The organism is Nocardioides sp. NPDC004968 (assembly GCF_040608935.1).
Lineage (GTDB): Bacteria > Actinomycetota > Actinomycetes > Propionibacteriales > Nocardioidaceae > Nocardioides.
This window is the reverse complement of record NZ_JBEXJF010000015.1, coordinates 1-17247: the sequence shown is the minus strand read 5'-3', so window position 1 is coordinate 17247 and position 17247 is coordinate 1. Positions and strand designations below refer to the sequence as shown.

20 protein-coding genes are annotated in these 17247 nt (G+C 70.4%); 5 read left to right on the top strand and 15 right to left on the bottom strand.

Annotation, left to right across the window (positions count from 1 at the left end):
• The first annotated feature begins 4 nt into the window (after positions 1–4).
• From ABZU72_RS15750 to ABZU72_RS15740, 3 genes are read left to right on the top strand one after another with little or no spacing between them, the layout of a single operon-like run.
• Positions 5–1138 carry a hypothetical protein gene (locus ABZU72_RS15750; protein WP_355019774.1) on the top strand — a complete coding sequence of 378 codons (1134 nt, stop codon included), beginning with the start codon at positions 5–7 and terminating at the stop codon, positions 1136–1138.
• A complete protein-coding gene (locus ABZU72_RS15745; RefSeq protein ID WP_355019773.1) occupies positions 1135–2367 on the top strand; it encodes an amidohydrolase family protein in 1233 nt (410 codons plus the stop codon). The genes ABZU72_RS15750 and ABZU72_RS15745 overlap by 4 nt, the downstream gene beginning before the upstream one ends.
• On the top strand, positions 2364–3566 hold the full coding sequence (locus ABZU72_RS15740) for an amidohydrolase (protein ID WP_355019772.1): 1203 nt from the start codon (positions 2364–2366) through the stop codon (positions 3564–3566). Before ABZU72_RS15745 ends, ABZU72_RS15740 begins: the two co-directional genes overlap by 4 nt.
• Here ABZU72_RS15740 and ABZU72_RS15735 read toward each other — a convergent pair.
• The 14 genes from ABZU72_RS15735 to ABZU72_RS15670 form a co-directional block, all read right to left on the bottom strand.
• On the bottom strand, positions 3547–3672 hold the full coding sequence (locus tag ABZU72_RS15735) for a hypothetical protein (protein WP_355019771.1): 126 nt from the start codon (positions 3670–3672) through the stop codon (positions 3547–3549). The two genes, ABZU72_RS15740 and ABZU72_RS15735, sit on opposite strands and share 20 nt — an antisense overlap.
• Positions 3645–4571, bottom strand: coding sequence for an LLM class flavin-dependent oxidoreductase (locus ABZU72_RS15730; protein ID WP_355019770.1), 927 nt, complete (start codon positions 4569–4571; stop codon positions 3645–3647). The genes ABZU72_RS15735 and ABZU72_RS15730 overlap by 28 nt, the downstream gene beginning before the upstream one ends.
• Before the next feature lie 13 nt (positions 4572–4584).
• Positions 4585–5331: an urease accessory protein UreD gene (locus tag ABZU72_RS15725; RefSeq protein WP_355019769.1), complete on the bottom strand. Its 747-nt coding sequence runs from the start codon at positions 5329–5331 to the stop codon at positions 4585–4587.
• Positions 5312–6031, bottom strand: coding sequence for an urease accessory protein UreG (gene ureG / locus ABZU72_RS15720; protein WP_355019768.1), 720 nt, complete (start codon positions 6029–6031; stop codon positions 5312–5314). Before ureG ends, ABZU72_RS15725 begins: the two co-directional genes overlap by 20 nt.
• On the bottom strand, positions 6024–6686 hold the full coding sequence (locus tag ABZU72_RS15715; RefSeq protein ID WP_355019767.1) for an urease accessory UreF family protein: 663 nt from the start codon (positions 6684–6686) through the stop codon (positions 6024–6026). The genes ureG and ABZU72_RS15715 overlap by 8 nt, the downstream gene beginning before the upstream one ends.
• A gap of 5 nt (positions 6687–6691) precedes the next feature.
• On the bottom strand, positions 6692–8386 hold the full coding sequence (locus ABZU72_RS15710; RefSeq protein ID WP_355019766.1) for an urease subunit alpha: 1695 nt from the start codon (positions 8384–8386) through the stop codon (positions 6692–6694).
• A gap of 2 nt (positions 8387–8388) precedes the next feature.
• The gene (ureB, locus tag ABZU72_RS15705) at positions 8389–8721 is read right to left on the bottom strand and encodes an urease subunit beta (RefSeq protein ID WP_355019860.1); all 333 of its coding nucleotides are present in this window, start codon (positions 8719–8721) and stop codon (positions 8389–8391) included.
• Between the two features lie 13 nt (positions 8722–8734).
• Positions 8735–9037, bottom strand: a complete 303-nt coding sequence (locus ABZU72_RS15700; RefSeq protein WP_350659205.1) for an urease subunit gamma — start codon at positions 9035–9037, stop codon at positions 8735–8737.
• 25 nt (positions 9038–9062) lie between these two features.
• The gene (locus tag ABZU72_RS15695) at positions 9063–9740 is read right to left on the bottom strand and encodes an ATP-binding cassette domain-containing protein (protein WP_355019765.1); all 678 of its coding nucleotides are present in this window, start codon (positions 9738–9740) and stop codon (positions 9063–9065) included.
• Positions 9740–10516: an urea ABC transporter ATP-binding protein UrtD gene (gene urtD, locus ABZU72_RS15690; RefSeq protein ID WP_355019764.1), complete on the bottom strand. Its 777-nt coding sequence runs from the start codon at positions 10514–10516 to the stop codon at positions 9740–9742. Before urtD ends, ABZU72_RS15695 begins: the two co-directional genes overlap by 1 nt.
• Positions 10513–11601: an urea ABC transporter permease subunit UrtC gene (urtC, locus tag ABZU72_RS15685; RefSeq protein WP_355019763.1), complete on the bottom strand. Its 1089-nt coding sequence runs from the start codon at positions 11599–11601 to the stop codon at positions 10513–10515. The genes urtD and urtC overlap by 4 nt, the downstream gene beginning before the upstream one ends.
• On the bottom strand, positions 11598–12482 hold the full coding sequence (gene urtB, locus ABZU72_RS15680) for an urea ABC transporter permease subunit UrtB (RefSeq protein ID WP_160022194.1): 885 nt from the start codon (positions 12480–12482) through the stop codon (positions 11598–11600). Before urtB ends, urtC begins: the two co-directional genes overlap by 4 nt.
• A 4-nt stretch (positions 12483–12486) precedes the next feature.
• Complete coding sequence (urtA, locus tag ABZU72_RS15675) at positions 12487–13728, bottom strand: urea ABC transporter substrate-binding protein (RefSeq protein ID WP_355019762.1); 1242 nt, start codon at positions 13726–13728, stop codon at positions 12487–12489.
• Between the two features lie 127 nt (positions 13729–13855).
• Positions 13856–14245, bottom strand: coding sequence for a MarR family transcriptional regulator (locus tag ABZU72_RS15670; RefSeq protein WP_355019761.1), 390 nt, complete (start codon positions 14243–14245; stop codon positions 13856–13858).
• Positions 14246–14379: 134 nt separating this feature from the next.
• On the opposite strand from ABZU72_RS15670, the gene ABZU72_RS15665 reads away from it, so the two are divergent.
• Entirely contained in the window at positions 14380–15498 is a 1119-nt protein-coding gene (locus ABZU72_RS15665) for a substrate-binding domain-containing protein (RefSeq protein WP_355019760.1), read from the top strand.
• A gap of 54 nt (positions 15499–15552) precedes the next feature.
• Positions 15553–15975, top strand: coding sequence for a carboxymuconolactone decarboxylase family protein (locus ABZU72_RS15660; protein ID WP_355019759.1), 423 nt, complete (start codon positions 15553–15555; stop codon positions 15973–15975).
• Between the two features lie 12 nt (positions 15976–15987).
• On the opposite strand, the gene ABZU72_RS15655 is transcribed toward ABZU72_RS15660, so the two are convergent.
• The coding region (locus ABZU72_RS15655; RefSeq protein ID WP_355019758.1) for a DUF222 domain-containing protein at positions 15988–17247 on the bottom strand (1260 nt) is incomplete at its 5' end.

Below are 17247 nucleotides of genomic sequence, written 5' to 3'. Positions count from 1 at the left end.
CCCCATGACGTACGCCCGTTGGACCCGGATCACCGCAACCACCGCCCTCGCCGCGCTCGCGCTCACCGGTTGCGGTGGCAGCGAGGAGGCGATCGGCGACCCCGACGCCCCGAAGGGATCGCTCGCCGCCGTCTGCCCGGCGACCGTGGTCATCCAGACCGACTGGTACGCCACCCCCGAGCGCTCCCCCGCCTACAACCTGATCGGGCCCGACGGTGAGATCGACGTCGACAAGGGCGCCTACGTCGGCGAGATCGGTGACACCGGCGTCACCGCCGAGATCCGGCTCGGCGGGCCCTTCATCGGCGGCCAGCCGGTGACCGCGCAGATGTACACCGACGACACCATCGACCTCGGCGTGGTCGCCACCGACATCGCGATCCGCGACTACGAGAAGTTCCCCACCCGTGGCGTGTTCACGATGATGCAGAAGTCGCCGTTCATGGTCATGTTCGACCCCGCGAAGTTCCCCGAGGTGAAGACCTGGGACGACGTCAAGGCCACCGGCGCCCCGGTCCTGCACGCCCAGGGCGTCAGCTGGGTCGACTACCTGACGCATGAGGGCATCGTCGACACTCAGCAGCTCGACGGCTCCTTCGACGGCAGCCCGAGCCGGTTCGTCGCCGACGACGGCGCGCTGTTCCAGCAGGGCTACGTCAGCAACGAGCCCTACCGCTGGGAGCACGACGTCGCCGAGTGGGCGAAGCCGACCGCCCACCTGATGCTCGACGACGCCGGCTACCAGGTCTACCAGCAGGCGTACGCGGTCCGGGCGGACGACGAGGAGGCGCTGAGCCCGTGCCTGGAGGAGCTGGTGCCGCTGCTGCAGCAGTCGGAGATCGACTACCTGAAGGACCCGAAGCCGGTCAACGACACCCTGATCGAGATCGCCGACGCCATCAAGGACGGTCCTCCGATCACCCCGGGCGGCAACGAGAACTCGGTGAAGGTCCAGGTCGAGGCGGGGCTCGTCGCCAACGGCCCGGACGGCGCCTACGGCAGCTTCGACGTCGCGCGCGTCGACAGCGTGATCGAGACGATGACCGCGGTGCTGAAGGACGGCGGCAAGGACGTCCCGGAGATCACCGGCGACGAGCTGGTCACCAACGACTACATCGACCCCGAGATCAAGCGTTGACGACTCCGATCGCACGAATTCTCGGGGCCCGTACGTCCACCGGCCTGGTCGATCTAGGGATCGACGCCGGAGTGATCTCCACGGTCTCCGACCCGTCCCCCATCGGGCCGGAGACCGTGGTGGACGCCGCCGGGGCGGTCGTGATGCCCGCCTTCGTCGACGCCCATGTCCACCTCGACAAGGCCCATCTGCTCGGCGCCGGTGGGCTCGAGCCCACCGGCCCGGGCGTGGGCCCGGCGATCGCGCTGATGCAGGAGGTGCGGCGTACGCAGCCCGCGGGGATCGTCGAGGTCGGTGCCCGGCGTGGCGTGGAGTCGCTGGTGCGCCACGGGGTCGTGGCCGCGCGGGCGCACGTCGAGGTCGACGCCGACATCCGGCTCGACATGCTCGACCTGCACATCGCGCTGCGCGAGGAGAACGCCGCGCGGATCGACCTGCAGCTCTCGGTCTTCCCGCAGAACGGGCTCAGCCGCGAGGTGACCGCGCTGATGAGCGCCGCGCTGCGGCACGGCGGCGGCGTCGTCGGCGGCTGTCCCTACGTCGACGACGACCAGGAGGCCCACCTCGACACCGTCTTCGGCCTGGCCGAGTGGTCCGGGCTCCCGGTCGACCTGCACCTCGACTTCGACGACGACCCGTCTGGATCGATGGTCGCGGCCGTCGCCGAGCGCACGCGCGCCCTCGGCATGCAGGGCCAGGTCACCATCGGGCACGTCACCAAGCTGGCGGCGATGCCGGTGGACGAGCAGGAGGTGGCGTACGCGCTGATGGCGGAGGCCGGGATCTCGCTGGTCGTCATGCCGGCGACCGACCTCTATCTCGGCGGGGCCGGTGAGCCCGGCAGCCGCAGCCTGGCTCCGCTGGAGCGTGCCCACGCCGCCGGGGTGCGGGTCGCGGTCTCGAACAACAACCTGCACAACGCCTTCTCGCCCTACGGCAACGGCAACCTGCTCCAGGCTGCGTGGACCGCCGGGCTGACCCGGCAGCTGGTCGGCCCTGAGATGCTGGACCTGCTCGTCGCCTCGATCACCGACCACCCGGCCGGGATCCTCGGACGGGCCCCGCACGGCACGACCGTGGGCGACGTCGCCGACCTGGTGGTCCTGGACACCGACGAGCCGCACCTCGTGGCGCTGCAGGTGCCCTCGGTCCTGGCCTCGATCCGGTCGGGGGCGCTCGTGCACGAACAACGAAGCATTCGTACGCAGACCATGGAGGTCACCTCATGACCGGCAGCAGGACACTTCGCAACGCCACCCTGGCCGACGGCTCCCGGGTCGATGTCTCGGTGGCCGACGGGAGGATCTCGGGGATCTCGCCTGCATCGTCGGCGGCGGCCGGCGCGGACCTGGACCTGGGCGGCGCGCTCCTCCTGCCCGCCCTGGTCAACGGTCACGCCCATCTGGACAAGACACTGGTCGGCTCCGGTTGGCAGCCGCACCGCCCCGGTACGACCGTCCGTGAACGGGTGGCGGCCGAGCACACCCTGCGCGGCGAGGTCGGCGTACCCGTGGTGGAGCGTGCTCGCGCGCTGGCAGAGCAGATGATCTCGTTCGGCACCGGGACGGTGCGTACGCATGTGGACATCGACCCCGAGGTCGGCCTGGCCGGGCTGGAGGCGGTTCTGGAGGTGCGCGAGGCTCTTCGTGACCGGCTGCGCATCGAGATCGTCGCCTTCCCGCAGAGCGGGATCACCACCTCGCCCGGAACCGAGAAGCTCCTCGACGAGGCGCTGGCCGCGGGCGCGGACCTCGTCGGCGGGCTCGACCCGGACGGCTTCGACGGCGACGCCGAGGCCCACCTCGACGTCGTCTTCGGGCTCGCCGCCCGGCACGGCGCCGGCGTGGACATCCACCTCCATGACCTGGGCGCGAGCGCCGTACGCCAGTACGAGCTGATCGCCGCCCGCACCCGCGCCGAGGGACTGGGTGGAAAGGTGAACGTCAGCCACGCGTACGGCCTCGGCTCGATCCCCCTCGAGGAGGCCCGCCGGGTCGGTGGGCTCTTCGCAGAGGCGGGCGTCTCGGTGCTGACCAACGGGCCGGCCGGGCCGATGCCGCCGGTGCTGGCGCTGCGCGAGGTGGGCGCCACTGTCTGGTCCGGCTCGGACAACATCCGTGACGCCTGGTGGCCCTACGGCGACGGCGACATGCTCGCGATCGCGCGCCAGGTCGCCTACCAGTCCGGGTTCCGCACCGACGAGACCCTGACGGTGGCGCTCGACCTGGTCACCGACGCGGCCGCCCGGGCGCTCGGGCTGGAGGCGTACGGCATCGTCGTCGGGGCTCCGGCGGACCTGCTGGTCCTCGACGTGCCGACTCCTGCCGCCGCCATCTCCGCCAACCCCACCTCGCGGACCGTTCTGCATGCCGGCGAGGTGGTGGCGACGCGCGTGGAGACCGTCGAGGTCAGCCCAGCATCTCCTTGACGAGCGGCACGACCTGGGTGCCGTAGAGCTCGATCGAGCCCATCAGGTCCTCGTGGCGCACCTGACCCTGGTCGTACTTCAGGTCGAACCGGTCGACCCCGAGCACCTTGATGGTGCCGGCCAGCTTCCGGGCGACCGTCTCCGGCGAGCCGACGTAGAGCGACCCGCCCTCGATCTCGCGCTCGAAGTCGCCGGGCGAGGGCGGCGGCCAGCCGCGCTCGCGACCGATCTGGGTACGCATCGCCAGCCAGCCCTCGTAGACCGTCTCGCGGGCCTGCTCGTCGGTCGCCGCGACGAATCCGGGCGAGTGGACGGCGACGCGCTGCCGCGACACCCGAACTCGTCCTGGGCGCGCTCGAAGAGGTCGATGTAGGGCGCGAACCGATCGGCCGGACCACCGATGATCGCCAGGAAGAGGCCGAAGCCGTGGCGGGCGGTGCGTACGACAGACTCCGGGCTCCCGCCGACGCCGACCCATGCGGTCAGGCCGTTCTCGGTGCGCGGGAAGACCTCCTGGTCGGTGAGCGCCGCGCGGGTGCGGCCCTCCCAGGTGACCTTCTCCTCCTTCAGCAGGGCGGCGAGCAGCTCGAGGCGCTCCTCGAAGAGCTCCTCGTAGTCGGCGAGGTCGAAGCCGAACAGCGGGAACGACTCGGTGAACGACCCGCGCCCGGCGACGATCTCGGCGCGGCCCTGGGAGACCGCGTCAAGGGTGGCGAACCGCTCGAAGACCCGCACCGGGTCGTCGGAGCTGAGCACGGTCACCGCGGAGCCGAGCCGCAGCCGCTCGGTGCGGGAGGCGACCGCGGCGAGCACCATCTCCGGGCTGGAGACGGCGAAGTCGCGGCGGTGGTGCTCGCCCACGCCGAAGAAGTCGAGCCCGACCTGGTCGGCGAGCACGCCCTCATCGACGATGTTCCGGATCACCTGCGCGTGGTGCTGCGGCTTGCCCTCGGCGTCGCGGGTGACCCCGCCGAAGGTGTCCAGGCCGAACTCGATGTCAGTCACGCCTGTTGAAACCTCAACCAGTCGTGGCGCATTCCCAAGGCCCCGCCGGGACCTCGTGGGTCTCGCCGGCCAGGTGGCGCCACAGGGTGCCGCCGCGCTCCAGGTCGAGTCTGCCGTCCGGGCACACGTCAGGCGGTACGTCTCGGCCGAGCGCCGTGACCGACGCGAGCACGCGGTGTCTGCCGAGAATGCCAGGCGCCAGCGAGCTCGCGTCCAGGTCGAGGGACTCGATCAGGAGCGGCCGCCCGTCGGCCTGATGGGCCGACCAGGTGGTGGCCACCCGGCCGGGGCGCTCGCGGTGGCGGCCGAGGACGAGGGTCTCGCGCAGGGCGAGCCTCGCACTGGGAGCGAGGGTGACCCGGGTGTCGCGGGTGACGTCGGCGCCGGCGGAGACCACGAAGGGCTCCCCGGCCCAGACCAGGCTGGCATCCGCGGCGAGGGTGATCGCGACCGTCCACGACGCGTGGCCGCCATCCATGTCGTACGCGACCGTCCCGGCCGGCTCGACCAGGGTCAGGCTCGCGCCCTCCCCCACCTCGACCTCGATCGTGACCTGGTCGCCGGCCAGGAGCATCGCGCCGTCGGGGACCAGCGAGATCCGCGCCGAGCGCGCGTCGCTGGAGAGCAGCATCGGCCGCAGCGCCGGCGCCGTCGAGGGTCCGGTGACGTCGGTCTCGACGCGCACCCGGCCGCCGTCGACCGCCCCGACCCGCACCCGGGTCAGGGAGCCGCTGGCCAGCTCAGGCGTGCTGGTGGTCATGGGTGTGGCTGGTGCCGTCCGCGTGGAAGTGCGGCGCCATCGGACCTGGGTCGGCGGGGACCAGGGCACCGCCGCGGTGCCGAGCCAGCTCGGACCTCACCCAGTCCACCAGCGCCTCGACCGAGGCCGGATCGGTGCGGGAGAGCGCGATGACCGGGCGGCCCTCGCGGACCGACCCCGCGTCGGAGACCATAGCGACCGGGTCGACACCGACGTACGGAGCGAGGTCGGTCTTGTTGACCACGAGCAGGTCGGCGCGCTCGATGCCCGGGCCTCCCTTGCGGGCGACGTCGCCACCGCCGGCGACGTCGATCAGGAAGATCTGGGTGTCGACCAGCGCCGGGGAGAAGGTCGCGGTGAGGTTGTCGCCGCCGGACTCGACCAGGACCACGTCCAGCGGCGCGAACTCCTCCTCGAGCTCCTCGACGGCGATCAGGTTGGCGGTGACGTCGTCGCGGATCGCGGTGTGGGGGCAGGCGCCGGTCTCGACGGCCCGGATTCGGGCCGGGTCGAGCACACCGGCGGAGCGGAGGAAGCGGGCGTCCTCGTCGGTGTAGATGTCGTTGGTGACCACGCCGATCTCCAGATCGGCGGACAGCTCACGGCACAACAGAGCGATGAGCGAGCTCTTACCGGTACCGACCGGACCGCACACCCCGATGCGCAGCCCCCTGTCGTTCTTCGTCGCGTTCTCAGGCACTGAACAACCTCCTGGTCGTGTGGGCGTGGGTCTGGGCCCACAGGTCTAGCTGGGGCGCGCTGGGCGCCGGGATGTGATGGGGCTCGGTGAGCGGGGCGACGTCGGTGGCGAGCCGCTCGGCCTCCGGGAGCAGCTCGTGCACCCACGAGGTGGCGTCGAGCGGATCGAGGGGCAGCAGCTTGAGGGATGCCGAGGCGACCGTCTGCAGATCGTCGTACGCCACCAGCCGGCCCAGAGAGGCCGGCGCGATGCCACTGGTGGCAGCCGCCGCTGCCAGGACGATCGGGCGGCACGGCCGCTCGAGGCCGGCCACCTCCGCGAGGTGCGGCGAGTCCGGGAACAGCCGCCTGACCAGCCGCAACAGCGCACGGCCGAGGGTGCGCGAGGTGTCCCGCATCGGGGCCGCCGGGGTACGGACCGCCCAGGCGTCGTAGACCGGCTCCAGCGGCAGACCGGCGCGCAGCCGATGCAGCGCGACCACCGCCGTGCCCGCCTCGACCCTCACGACGCTGGCCAGCCGCGACCGCATGAAGAGCGGCACCTGCTCGGCGGTGAGCCCGGAGCGTACGGCCGCCTCCAGCTGGCCCGACTGGGTGTGGCCGGCGACCGGGAGGCGCGCGTCGGCCAGCAGCATCATGAGCAGGTCGTCTGACATCGCGCTCAGAACATCGAGTAGAGCTGCGTCAGCGGCAGCTCGGTCGCGGGGGCGGGCTCGATCAGCTCTCCGTCGACGTGGATGCGGAACGTCTCGGGCTCGACCCGGATCTCGGGGGTCGCGGAGTTGTTGACCATGTCGGCCTTGCCGATCTCGCGGGTGGGCGAGATCCCGACGAGACGGCGGCGCAGACCGAGGCGATCGGCCAGCCCGGCCTCCAGCGCGGACGGCGCTACGAAGGAGACCGCGTGGTCCGCACCCGGCCCCACCAGCGTCGGTCGCATGAGCACCGGCTGCGGGGTCGGGATGGAGGCGTTCGGGTCGCCGAGGGCACCCCAGATCAGGGCGCCGGACTTCATGACGACCTCGGGCCGGATGCCGAAGAACCGCGGGTCCCACAGGACCAGATCGGCCATCTTGCCGGGCTCCACGGAGCCGACCTCGGCGGCGATCCCATGCGCGATGGCGGGGTTGATCGTGTATTTCGCGACGTACCTCTTGGCTCTGATGTTGTCCGCCTTCCCACCCAGGGATCCGAGCCGGGCCTTCATCGCGTGGGCGACCTGCCAGGTGCGGCAGACGACCTCGCCGATGCGGCCCATCGCCTGCGCGTCGGAGGAGGTGATCGACAGCGCGCCGAGGTCGTGCAGTACGTCCTCGGCGGCGATCGTGGTGGCCCGGATCCGGGACTCGGCGAAGGCCAGGTCCTCGGGTACACGCGGGTTGAGGTGGTGGCAGACCATCAGCATGTCGAGGTGCTCGGCGACGGTGTTGACGGTGTGCGGCAGGGTCGGGTTGGTGGAGCCGGGGATGATGTGGGGCAGCGAGGCGACCGAGAGGATGTCGGGCGCGTGCCCTCCCCCGGCGCCCTCGGCGTGGAAGGCGTGGATGGAACGGCCGGCGATCGCTGCGACCGTCGACTCCAGGTAGCCCGCCTCGTTGAGCGAGTCCGAGTGCAGCGCGACCTGCAGGCCGTGCTCGTCGGCGGCCTTGAGAGCGGCATCGATCGCTGCCGGGGTCGAGCCCCAGTCCTCGTGGACCTTGTAGGCGGCGGCTCCGGCGAGCGCCTGCTCGGCCAGCCCGGCCGCGGAGACGGTGTTGCCCTTGCCCATCAGCAGCAGGTTGACCGGCATGTCGTCGAGCGCGCGGTGGATGGTCTCCAGGTGCCACGGTCCGGGGGTGACCGTGGTGGCCTTGGAGCCCTCCGAGGGTCCCGTGCCGCCGCCGCCCACGGTGGTGATCCCGGTCGAGATCGCCTCGACGATCTGGGACCTGGACAGCAGGTGCACATGGACGTCGATCGCCCCGGCGGTGAGGATCTTCCCCTCGCCGCTGACCACGTCGGTGCCCGGTCCGATGACCAGGTCGGGGTGGACGCCGTCGGCGATGTCGGGATTGCCGGAGCGACCCAGGGCGACGATCCGTCCGCCGCGGATGCCGACGTCGGCACGGACGATGCCCCAGTGGTCGAGGACGAGGGCGTTGGTGATCACCGTGTCGAGAGCACCCTCGGACCGCGGCACCGTCGACTGGTTCATCGACTCGCGGATCGACTTGCCGCCGCCGAAGACCGACTCCTCGCCACCTGCGGTCAGATCGTCCTCGACCTCGATCCACAGGTCGGTGTCACCGAGTCGCACCTGGTCGCCGGTCGTGGGGCCGTAGAGCGCGGCGTACTCGCTCCTGCTGATCTCCACCATGTTCACTCACCTGCCTTGATCTGGCTGTGCTTGATCTGCAGGCCTGGGACCCGACGAGCACCCTTGAGCGCGACGATCGCGACCTCGCGCGACGCGCCCGGCTCGAACCTGCGCGAGGTGCCGGCCGGGATGTCGAGCCGGAACCCCTCGGCCGCCTCGCGGTCGAAGTCGAGAGCGGAGTTCACCTCGGCGAGGTGGATGTGGGAGCCGATCTGGACCGGTCTGTCGCCGGTGTTGAGGACCACCAACGTACGCCGCTCCGACTCGCTCCGGTCGGTGTTGAGCCGGATGGTGCCGTCGGCGACGCGTACGGCTCCGGGACCGCTGGACTGCATGGACATCTCCGCTTCAGGCGATCGGCTGGTGGATGGTGACGAGCTTGCGACCGTCGGGGAAGGTCGCCTCGACCTGCACCTCGACGAGCATGTCGACCACGTCGGGCATGACCTGCTCGCGGGTCAGCACGGTGCGCCCTCGCGTCATCAGGTCGGAGACGGAGGCACCCTCGCGCGCCCGCTCGATCACCCAGGTGGAGATCAGGGCGACGGACTCGGGGTAGTTGAGGAGCACCCCGCGGGCGAGCCGGTCGCGAGCGACCATCCCGGCCACGGACAGCAGCAGCTTCTCGGTGTCGGACGGGGTCAGATGCATCTCGCCAACTCTCTGGACGACCGGCCTAGACGGCCAGCTGGGATCGGACGTGAGCGTGCGCCTCGGAGCCGCCGTCACCGCGCGCGGTGATCCGGCCGGACTCGAGGATGTAGTAGGCAGAGGCCGTACGCAGCGCGAACCCGACGTGCTGCTCGACGAGCAGCACGGTGAGGTCGCCACGACCGGTGAGCTCGGCGATCACCCGCTCGATCTCGGCGACGACGTTGGGCTGGATCCCCTCGGTCGGCTCGTCGAGGATGAGCAGCCGCGGCCTGGTCAGCAGCGTACGCGCGATCGAGAGCTGCTGGCGCTGGCCGCCGGAGAGCAGCCCGGCCCGCCTGCCGAGCAGGTCCTTCAGCGCGGGGAACAGGTCGAGCATCTCGCTGATCCCGGCCCGGTCTCCGACCAACTGGAGGTTCTCCAGCGCGGTCATGTCGCCGAAGCTCTGCTGGCCCTGCGGGACGTAGCCCAGGCCTCGCTTGACGCGTGCGCTCGGCCTCAGCGCGGTGACGTCCTCCCCGTCGAGCAGCACCCGGCCGCTCTTGGCCCGGACCAGTCCGACCGCCGCCTTGAGCAGGGTCGTCTTGCCTGCGCCGTTGTGTCCCATCAGCGCCACCGCGGCGCCGGTCGGGACCTCGAGGCTGACCTCGTGGAGCACCGTGGTGCGGCCGTAGCCGCCGGTGACCGACTCGATCCTCAGCATCAGGCGTCCTCCCCTGTTCCCGTGCTCGTCTCGGTCACCCCGGCGACGGTGTCGCCCAGGTAGACCCGTTGTACCTCGGCGTCGGCCCGGATCTCGGCAGCCGTGCCCTCCGCGATCACCTTTCCGGCGTGCAGGACGGTGACGACGTCGGCGAACCGGCGGACGAAGTCCATGTCGTGCTCGATGACCACGACCGTCCGCTCCGGGCTGATCCGGCGCAGCAGCTCCCCGGTCGCCTCCCGCTCCTCGGCCGACATCCCGGCGACGGGCTCGTCGAGCAGCATCACCGAGGAGTCCTGCACCAGCAGCATGCCGATCTCCAGCCACTGCTTCTGTCCGTGCGAGAGCACGCCCGCGGGCCGGTCCGCCAGCTCCGCGAGCCCCACGGTCTCCAGCACCTCGGCGACCCCATCGGGTGTCCCCCGCCTCGGCAGCATCAGCCGCCAACGCGCCCGGTGCACCCCGGCGGCGATGTCGAGGTTCTGCAGCACGCTGAGCTCCTCGAAGACCGTGGCGGTCTGGAACGTGCGTCCCACCCCGAGGCGGGTGATCCGGTGCGATGCCAGCGAAAGCAGATCGCGTGTGCGATAACGCGCTTCACCGCTTCCGCTCGCCAGACCGGTCAGGGCGTCCACAAGGGTCGTCTTTCCTGCGCCGTTGGGACCGATCAGGAAGTGCAGCCGGCCCGGCTCCAGCGTCAGGGACACCCCGTCGATCGCCACGAACCCGTCGAACTCGACCCGCAGGTCATCGACCTCCAGCGTCTCCGCACTCATGCCGTGACCTCCTCAGCCACTCGCGTCTCGGGTTCCTCGGACCTCTCGGGCTCCGAACGCCGCGAGAACAGGCCTTTCACCAGCCCCAGCAGCTGTGCCAGCCCGCCCGGCAGCAGCAGGATGACCAGCACGAACAGCGCACCCTGGAAGTACGACCACGACCCCGGGAAGGCCTCGGAGAGCGAGGTCTCGGCGTAGCCGATCAGGAGCGCGCCGACGGCAGGGCCGAGCAGCGAGGCGCGCCCGCCCAGCGCGACCCCGGCGAGCAGCCCGATGGAGGCGACCACGCCGACGTCGTCGGGCGAGACGATCCCGGCGATCGGCACGAAGAGAGCACCGCCGATCGAGGCCAGGACGGCCGCGATGACGTACGCCGCCAGCTTGACGTTGGCCGGGTCGGTGCCGAGGAACCGCACCCGCTCCTCGCCGTCGCGGACGGCGACCAGCAGCTCGCCGAAGCGGGTGTTGTAGAGCCAGGCCATCACCAGGATCGAGACCAGCAGGATCCCGGCGGCGATGAAGTAGAGCATCCGCTTGTTGGCCGGGTCGAACAGGGCGTACCCGAAGAAGCCCTGGAAGTTGTTGAGGCCGTTGGCACCGCCGGTGGTCTTGACCTGGCCGACGAGCAGGATCGCGAAGGCGGCGGCGAGCGCTTGGCTCAGGATGGCGAAGTACGCCCCCTTGATCCGCCGCTTGAAGACCGCGAGCCCCAGCAGGCCCGCCACCAGTGCCGGCAGGACGAGGATGACGACCAGCGCCAGCCCGCCGTTGCGCAGCGGCTCCCACCAGCCCGGCACCGTGGCGTCGCCGTAGAGCGCCATGAAGTCCGGCACCCCGCCCGGGCCGGCGTCGGCGAGCTTGAGGTGCATCGCCATCGCGTAGGCGCCGATGCCGAAGTAGAGCCCCTGGCCGAGCACCAGCATCCCGCCACGGCCCCAGGCCAGACCGATGCCGACCGCCGCGATGGCGTAGCAGCAGTACTTCGCCAGCAGGCCGAGGCGGAAGTCGGACAGGACGGCCGGGGCGAGGACGAGCAGGGCGACCGCGAGCAGCAGCCAGCCAGCGTAGGGGTAGACCTTTTTCATGCCAGGCTCCTGGTCCGGACCGAGAGGATGCCCTGCGGGCGCAGCTGCAGGAACGCGACGATCGCCAGGAAGACGATCACCTGGGCGACCGAGCCGGTCAGGGCGTGGGCGAGGAACGCCTGCAGCAGGCCGATCCCGAGAGCCGCGACGATCGTGCCCTTGAGGTGCCCGATGCCGCCGACCACGACCACCAGGAACGCCTGCACGATGTAGGACGTGCCGAGGTTGGGGCCGGTCGAGCCGAGCAGCGTGAGCGCCACCCCGGCCACACCGGCCAGGCCGGAACCGATGAAGAAGGTGGCCCGGTCGGTGCGGCGGGTCGAGATGCCGATGGTCTCGGCGAGGTCGCGGTTGCCGACGGTCGCCCGGATCTGCCGCCCGAGGGCGGTGAACCGGAGCACGGCCAGCAGCGCGGCCACGCACGCCGCGGCCAGGACGATGATGAAGAGCCTGGTCAGCGGGAAGTCGTAGCCCAGGATCGGGATCGACCCGTCCAGCCAGCTCGGCGCGGGCACCTCCTTGGCCGGAGCCCCGAAGATGTCGCGCGCGACCTGCTGCAGGACGAGACCGACGCCGTAGGTGACCAGCAGCGTGTCCAGCGGACGGGCGTACATCCACCGCAGCACGCTCGCCTCGAGCGCCAGCCCGAGCAGCCCGCCGATCACGAACCCCACAGGGAGCGCGATCAGCAGACTCAGCTCGGTGCTGGCGACGATGGTCGAGACGACGTAGGCGGTGTACGCGCCGGCCATGATGAACTCGCCGTGGGCCATGTTGATCACGCCCATCTGACCGAAGGTCAGGGTGAGCCCGAGGGCGATGAGGAGCAGGACCGCACCGGCGGAGATGCCGGTGAAGACCTGGGCGAGGAGCGCGTCCAACGGGCTAGTTCTTCCACCAGTCGTAGGACTTCAGGTAGGGGTCCGGCTCGATCGGCTTGTCGCTCGACCAGACCGTGTCGATCAGGCCCTCGGAGTTCACCTGGCCGATGAGCGCGGTCTTGGCGATGTGGTGGTTCTCGCCGTCGACCGCGACGGTGCCCTCCGGCGCGTCGTAGGTGACGCCGTCGGAGGCGTCGATGACGTCCTCGACCGCGAACGAGTCCGCCTTCTCGACCATGCCCTTCCACAGGTGCAGCGAGGTGTAGGCCGCCTCCATCGGGTCGGAGGTGACCGCCTTGGCGCCGTTGGCCGCCTTGAAGTCGGTGACGAACTTCTGGTTCGCCGGGCTGTCGATGGTCTGGTAGTAGTTCCAGGCGGTGTACTGCCCCTCGAGGTTGCCCACGCCGACGCCGGGGACCTCCTCCTCGGCGATCGAGACCGAGAGCACCGGCATAGCCGAGGCGGTCAGGCCCTTGCCCTTGTACTCCTTGAAGAAGGCCACGTTGGAGTCGCCGTTGAGGGTGTTGAAGACCGCGTCCGCGCCGGCGGCCTTGACCTTGTCGACGACCGTGCCGAAGTCGGTCGAGCCCAGGGGCTGGTACTCCTCGCCGAGGACCTCGATGCCGTTGGCTGCCGCGTACTGCTTGATGATCTTGTTGGCCGTGCGCGGGAAGACGTAGTCGGAGCCGACCAGGAAGATCGACTCGATCTTCTTCTCCTGCTTGAGGAAGTCGAGGGCGGGGATGATCTGCTGGTTGGTGGTCGCGCCGGTGTAGAAGATGTTGTGCGAGGACTCCAAGCCCTCGTACTGCACCGGGTAGAAGAGCAGCGCGTCGTTGCCCTCGAAGACCGGCAGCATCGCCTTGCGCGAGCTGGAGGTCCAGCCGCCGAAGACGGCCGCGACACAGTCGTCCTGGATCAGCTTGGTCGCCTTCTCGGCGAAGACGGTCGGCTCGGACTGGCCGTCCTCGCTGACGATCTCGAGCTTCTTGCCGAGCACGCCGCCGTCGGCGTTGATCTCTTCGGCCGCCATGGACAGGGACTTGAACACGGTCGTCTCGCTGATCGCCATCGTCCCCGACAGGGAGTTGAGGAAGCCGATCTTGATGGTGTCGCCGCTGGTGTCGACGCAGCTCTCGCTGGTCGCGGTGTCACCGGTCTTGGCGCCGCCGCAGGCGGTCGCGGTCATGCCCAGGGCGAGCACCGAGCTGGCCACGAGGAGGCGGCTCGAGAATTTCGTACGCACGGGATGGGGGTCCTTCCATCGGACAATTGCTCTCGAATGGAAGGAATCTAGGGACGGGTTGTTTCGCGGATGTGTCGGACTCTGCGAGGATTTGTTTCCAGGTGGAAACGCCCTCAGTCGGCCGAGCTCAAGCGATCGTGTCGAGGACAGCCCGAAGGTCGCGGGCGACCCTGGCGACGGCCTCGGTCTGCTGGCGGGCGCGGATCTCCCGGGCTGCCGAGGCGCCCACCGGCGAGAGCGCGACCACGGCGCGGCGCTTGTCCTCGGCATGGATCTTGCGCAGCACCAGCCCGCGCTCGACCAGCCGGTCGACGTGTCGGGTCAGGGTGCCGGCGGGGAGCGCGGCGCCGTCGGCGAGACGCGTCATCGTCTGGCCCGGATCATCGAGCAGCACGCTGAGAATGCGCCACTGCTCCGCAGTGAGGTCGAACTCGGCGTACGCCTCCGCGAGCGCTCGCTCGATCCGGCGCTGCGCCCGGGCGAGCAGCACGGCGAGATCCGCTACGGCCGTCTCCATGGCGTCCTCCCACGAATGTCTGCTGGATGCCCGCTGCGCCGAGGGCCCGACTCCCGTACCCTAACCATCCATCGGCTCAATGGTGAGTCATCCCGTCTGGTTCGTCTCGTCGCTTCGCCTGGGAGCAGGTGCCGATGTCTCCGCCGTCGTTCACCCCGGCGACCCATGCCCTGCTGGGCCTCGCACCGCGTCCGCAGGGTGCCCTCTCGATCGCGTTCGTGGTGCCGATGCAGGGTCCGACCGGCATCTACGGTCCCGGCTGCCTGGCCTGCGGCGAGCTGGCCGCCGAGGAGCTCAACGCCGGCGGCGGGATCGCCGGGAAGCCGGTCGAGCTGGTCGCGATCGATGCCGGGCGCGCACCCCACGAGGTCGCCGCCGAGGTCGCTCGGCTCGTCGAGCTCGGCCGGGTCGACGCGATCGCCGGCTGGCACATCTCCGCCGTACGCCAGGCGATCACCGCCCGCGTCGGCGGCCGGGCGCTGTACGCCTTCGCCGCCATGCACGAGGGCGGCGACGACACTCCTGGCGTCTTCATGATCGGCGAGCGCCCGGTCAACCAGCTGCTCCCCGCCACCGCCTGGATGCGCGCCAACCACGGCGTCTCCCGCTGGGCGGTGGTCGGCAACGACTACGTCTTCCCGCGCGTCACCGGGTCCACGGCCCGGGCCGCGCTGCGCGGGTCGCCCTCGGAGGTGGTGAGCGAGACGTACGTCCCGCTGGGGACCCGCGACTTCGCCGGCGTGCTGCGTGGCCTCGAGGGCGGCCAGCAGGACGGCGTGATCATGCTGCTGATGGGGCAGGACGCGGTGCACTTCAACCGCCAGTTCGCCGCCGCCGGGCTGAGCTCGTCGCTGACCCGCCTGAGCCCTGCGGTAGAGGAGAACACCCTGCTCGCCGGTGGCGCCGGCGCCAATGCCAACGTCTTCGCGGCCGCCGCCTACTTCGACGGCCTCACCACCCCCGAGTCGGCCGACCTGGCCGAGCGCTACTACCGCCGCTTCGGTGAATACGCGCCCTCCCTCAACGCAGTGGGCGAGTCCTGCTACGAGTCGCTGATGTTCCTGCGCCAGATCGGCGATGCCTGCGGCGGGCTCGACGTCGAGCCCGCGCTGCGCCTCACCGACCACCACAGCTACTCCAGTCCCCGCGGCCTGATGCGCATGCACGGCAACCTCGTGGACCAGGACGTCTACATCGCCGCCGCCGACGGCCTCCGCTTCGAGATCCAGGAGCAGATCGCGTACGCCTCCTGAGGCCCGCGCCGATCCGTTGACTTCGAGTGCGCTCCAACTCCTAGCGTGCGGGGCATGACCTTCGAGAACCCTGCCCAGGACCCCATCTCCCGCGCCATTCGCCACGACCACGGCCGCGAGATCCTCGACGCGATCGATGGCGAGGTCGGTGCCCGAGTCATCGACTCGCTCGCCGACATCGCCCCCGAGCTCGGCCACCAGGTCGTCGCCTGGGGCTTCGGCGAGATCTACGCCCGCCCCGGCCTCGAGCCCCGGGACCGACAGCTCGTCACCCTCGGCATGCTGACCGCCCTGGGTGGCTGCGAGCCCCAGCTCGAGGTCCACATCAACGCCGCCCTCAACGTAGGCCTGACCCCCGAACAGATCATCGAGGCATTCCTCCACTCCGCCGTCTACTGCGGCTTCCCCCGCGCCCTGAACGCCACCTTCACCGCCAAGAAGGTGTTCGCAGAACGCGACCTCCTCCCCCTCGCCTGAGCGCGACATGGGTCAGGCGGCGAGCGTGTGGTCGAGTAGTACGTCGCGCAGCATGAACTCTGCCGGCGACAGTGGCGGTGGATCCGGTTTCCAGGCGTCTGGTGGCGGGCTGATGTAGGTGTGGCCCGTGGGTGTGATCGTGATGATGGTGCCGTCGGGTCCCGGTCTGGCTTGCCAGCCGAGGGCTTCCTTGGCCTGGTTGCACCTTTCGCACAGCCCTTGGAGGTTCTCGGCGCTGGTTTCGCCGCCGTCTGCGTGGCGTTCGACGTGGTCGATGTTGCGGATCGGAGCATCGCAGCCGTTGGTACGACAGATCCCGCCATCACGTGTCGCGATGAACTCGGCCAGTCCCTCGGGTGCCTTGCGTGAGCGGGATTCCATCGCGACCAACTGACCGGTCGGGTCGGTGAACAGCCGCCGGACGAAGACCTCGGCATCGTTGAGTGCTTCACGAGCCCAGGCTGCCGGGACGGGCCCGTAGCCCTCGACCATGGCCGGCTGATCGCCGGTGTTGGCGAGGGAGTCGGCGGTCATCACGATCTTGACCTCGATCCGAGGCTTGGCTCCCTCAGTGCGGCCGGTGATCCGGTCGGCCAGGGTGTCGGCCATGACCTGGCCCCGGGTCCGTTCATCGCCGGCGGCCGCAGCGGCCTTGGCCGCTTGGTCCAGTGCGGCGAAGACGGCGACGCCGTCCTTGACCGGCAGCAGGGCACCGAGCCAGGTCATCGTGTCCGGTGCCGGGCGGAGACTGACGCGGCGGTCTTTCTCTGCGTTCGCGGCCCTGGCCACGACGGATGCCTGGTCCAGGGTGATGGCGAGTTTCTTGGCGGCGTTCTCGAGCTGGCGTAGCCCCATCGACACTGCCTTGGCGGGCTCCCCGCCAGGTCCGGTGGCGCAGAGGTCGTAGTCGATGACCCGGCGATCGTCCACCGAGAGGCACGCGGTCTCGCGAGCGAGGATGGTGGCCTGCCATTGGGAGAACAGCCCGGCCTTCATCAGAGCGAAGGTGTGGGGCATCTCGGTGGTCAGGATCTTCGCCAGGCCGAGCAGCTTGGCGCCCTTCTCGGGGGAGACCCGCCGCGCGAGAGCGATCTGTGAGGCCACGCCCTCGCCAAGCCTCCGGGCAGGCACCCCAGCCTCGGCCTGGCGTGCCCGGACGGCTTCGTCGAGATGTACTGCCGCTTCTGCTTGGACCGCCTCAGCGGTGCACTTGATCTCTTCGAGACGCGAGATCCAGTCGACCAACTCGGCCTCGGACGCACCCGGAGGCGG

Bases quoted from the DNA above. Each gene is read 5' to 3' on its own strand.
- ABZU72_RS15665 (WP_355019760.1), top strand. From the start codon at position 14,380: ATGTCTCCGCCGTCGTTCACCCCGGCGACCCATGCCCTGCTGGGCCTC.
- ABZU72_RS15715 (WP_355019767.1), bottom strand. From the start codon at position 6,686: ATGTCAGACGACCTGCTCATGATGCTGCTGGCCGACGCGCGCCTCCCG.
- ABZU72_RS15700 (WP_350659205.1), bottom strand. From the start codon at position 9,037: ATGCATCTGACCCCGTCCGACACCGAGAAGCTGCTGCTGTCCGTGGCC.
- ABZU72_RS15725 (WP_355019769.1), bottom strand. From the start codon at position 5,331: ATGACCACCAGCACGCCTGAGCTGGCCAGCGGCTCCCTGACCCGGGTG.
- ABZU72_RS15710 (WP_355019766.1), bottom strand. From the start codon at position 8,386: ATGGTGGAGATCAGCAGGAGCGAGTACGCCGCGCTCTACGGCCCCACG.
- ABZU72_RS15660 (WP_355019759.1), top strand. From the start codon at position 15,553: ATGACCTTCGAGAACCCTGCCCAGGACCCCATCTCCCGCGCCATTCGC.
- urtC (WP_355019763.1), bottom strand. From the start codon at position 11,601: ATGAAAAAGGTCTACCCCTACGCTGGCTGGCTGCTGCTCGCGGTCGCC.
- ABZU72_RS15695 (WP_355019765.1), bottom strand. From the start codon at position 9,740: ATGCTGAGGATCGAGTCGGTCACCGGCGGCTACGGCCGCACCACGGTG.
- ABZU72_RS15670 (WP_355019761.1), bottom strand. From the start codon at position 14,245: ATGGAGACGGCCGTAGCGGATCTCGCCGTGCTGCTCGCCCGGGCGCAG.
- ABZU72_RS15740 (WP_355019772.1), top strand. From the start codon at position 2,364: ATGACCGGCAGCAGGACACTTCGCAACGCCACCCTGGCCGACGGCTCC.
- ureB (WP_355019860.1), bottom strand. From the start codon at position 8,721: ATGCAGTCCAGCGGTCCCGGAGCCGTACGCGTCGCCGACGGCACCATC.
- urtD (WP_355019764.1), bottom strand. From the start codon at position 10,516: ATGAGTGCGGAGACGCTGGAGGTCGATGACCTGCGGGTCGAGTTCGAC.
- ABZU72_RS15750 (WP_355019774.1), top strand. From the start codon at position 5: ATGACGTACGCCCGTTGGACCCGGATCACCGCAACCACCGCCCTCGCC.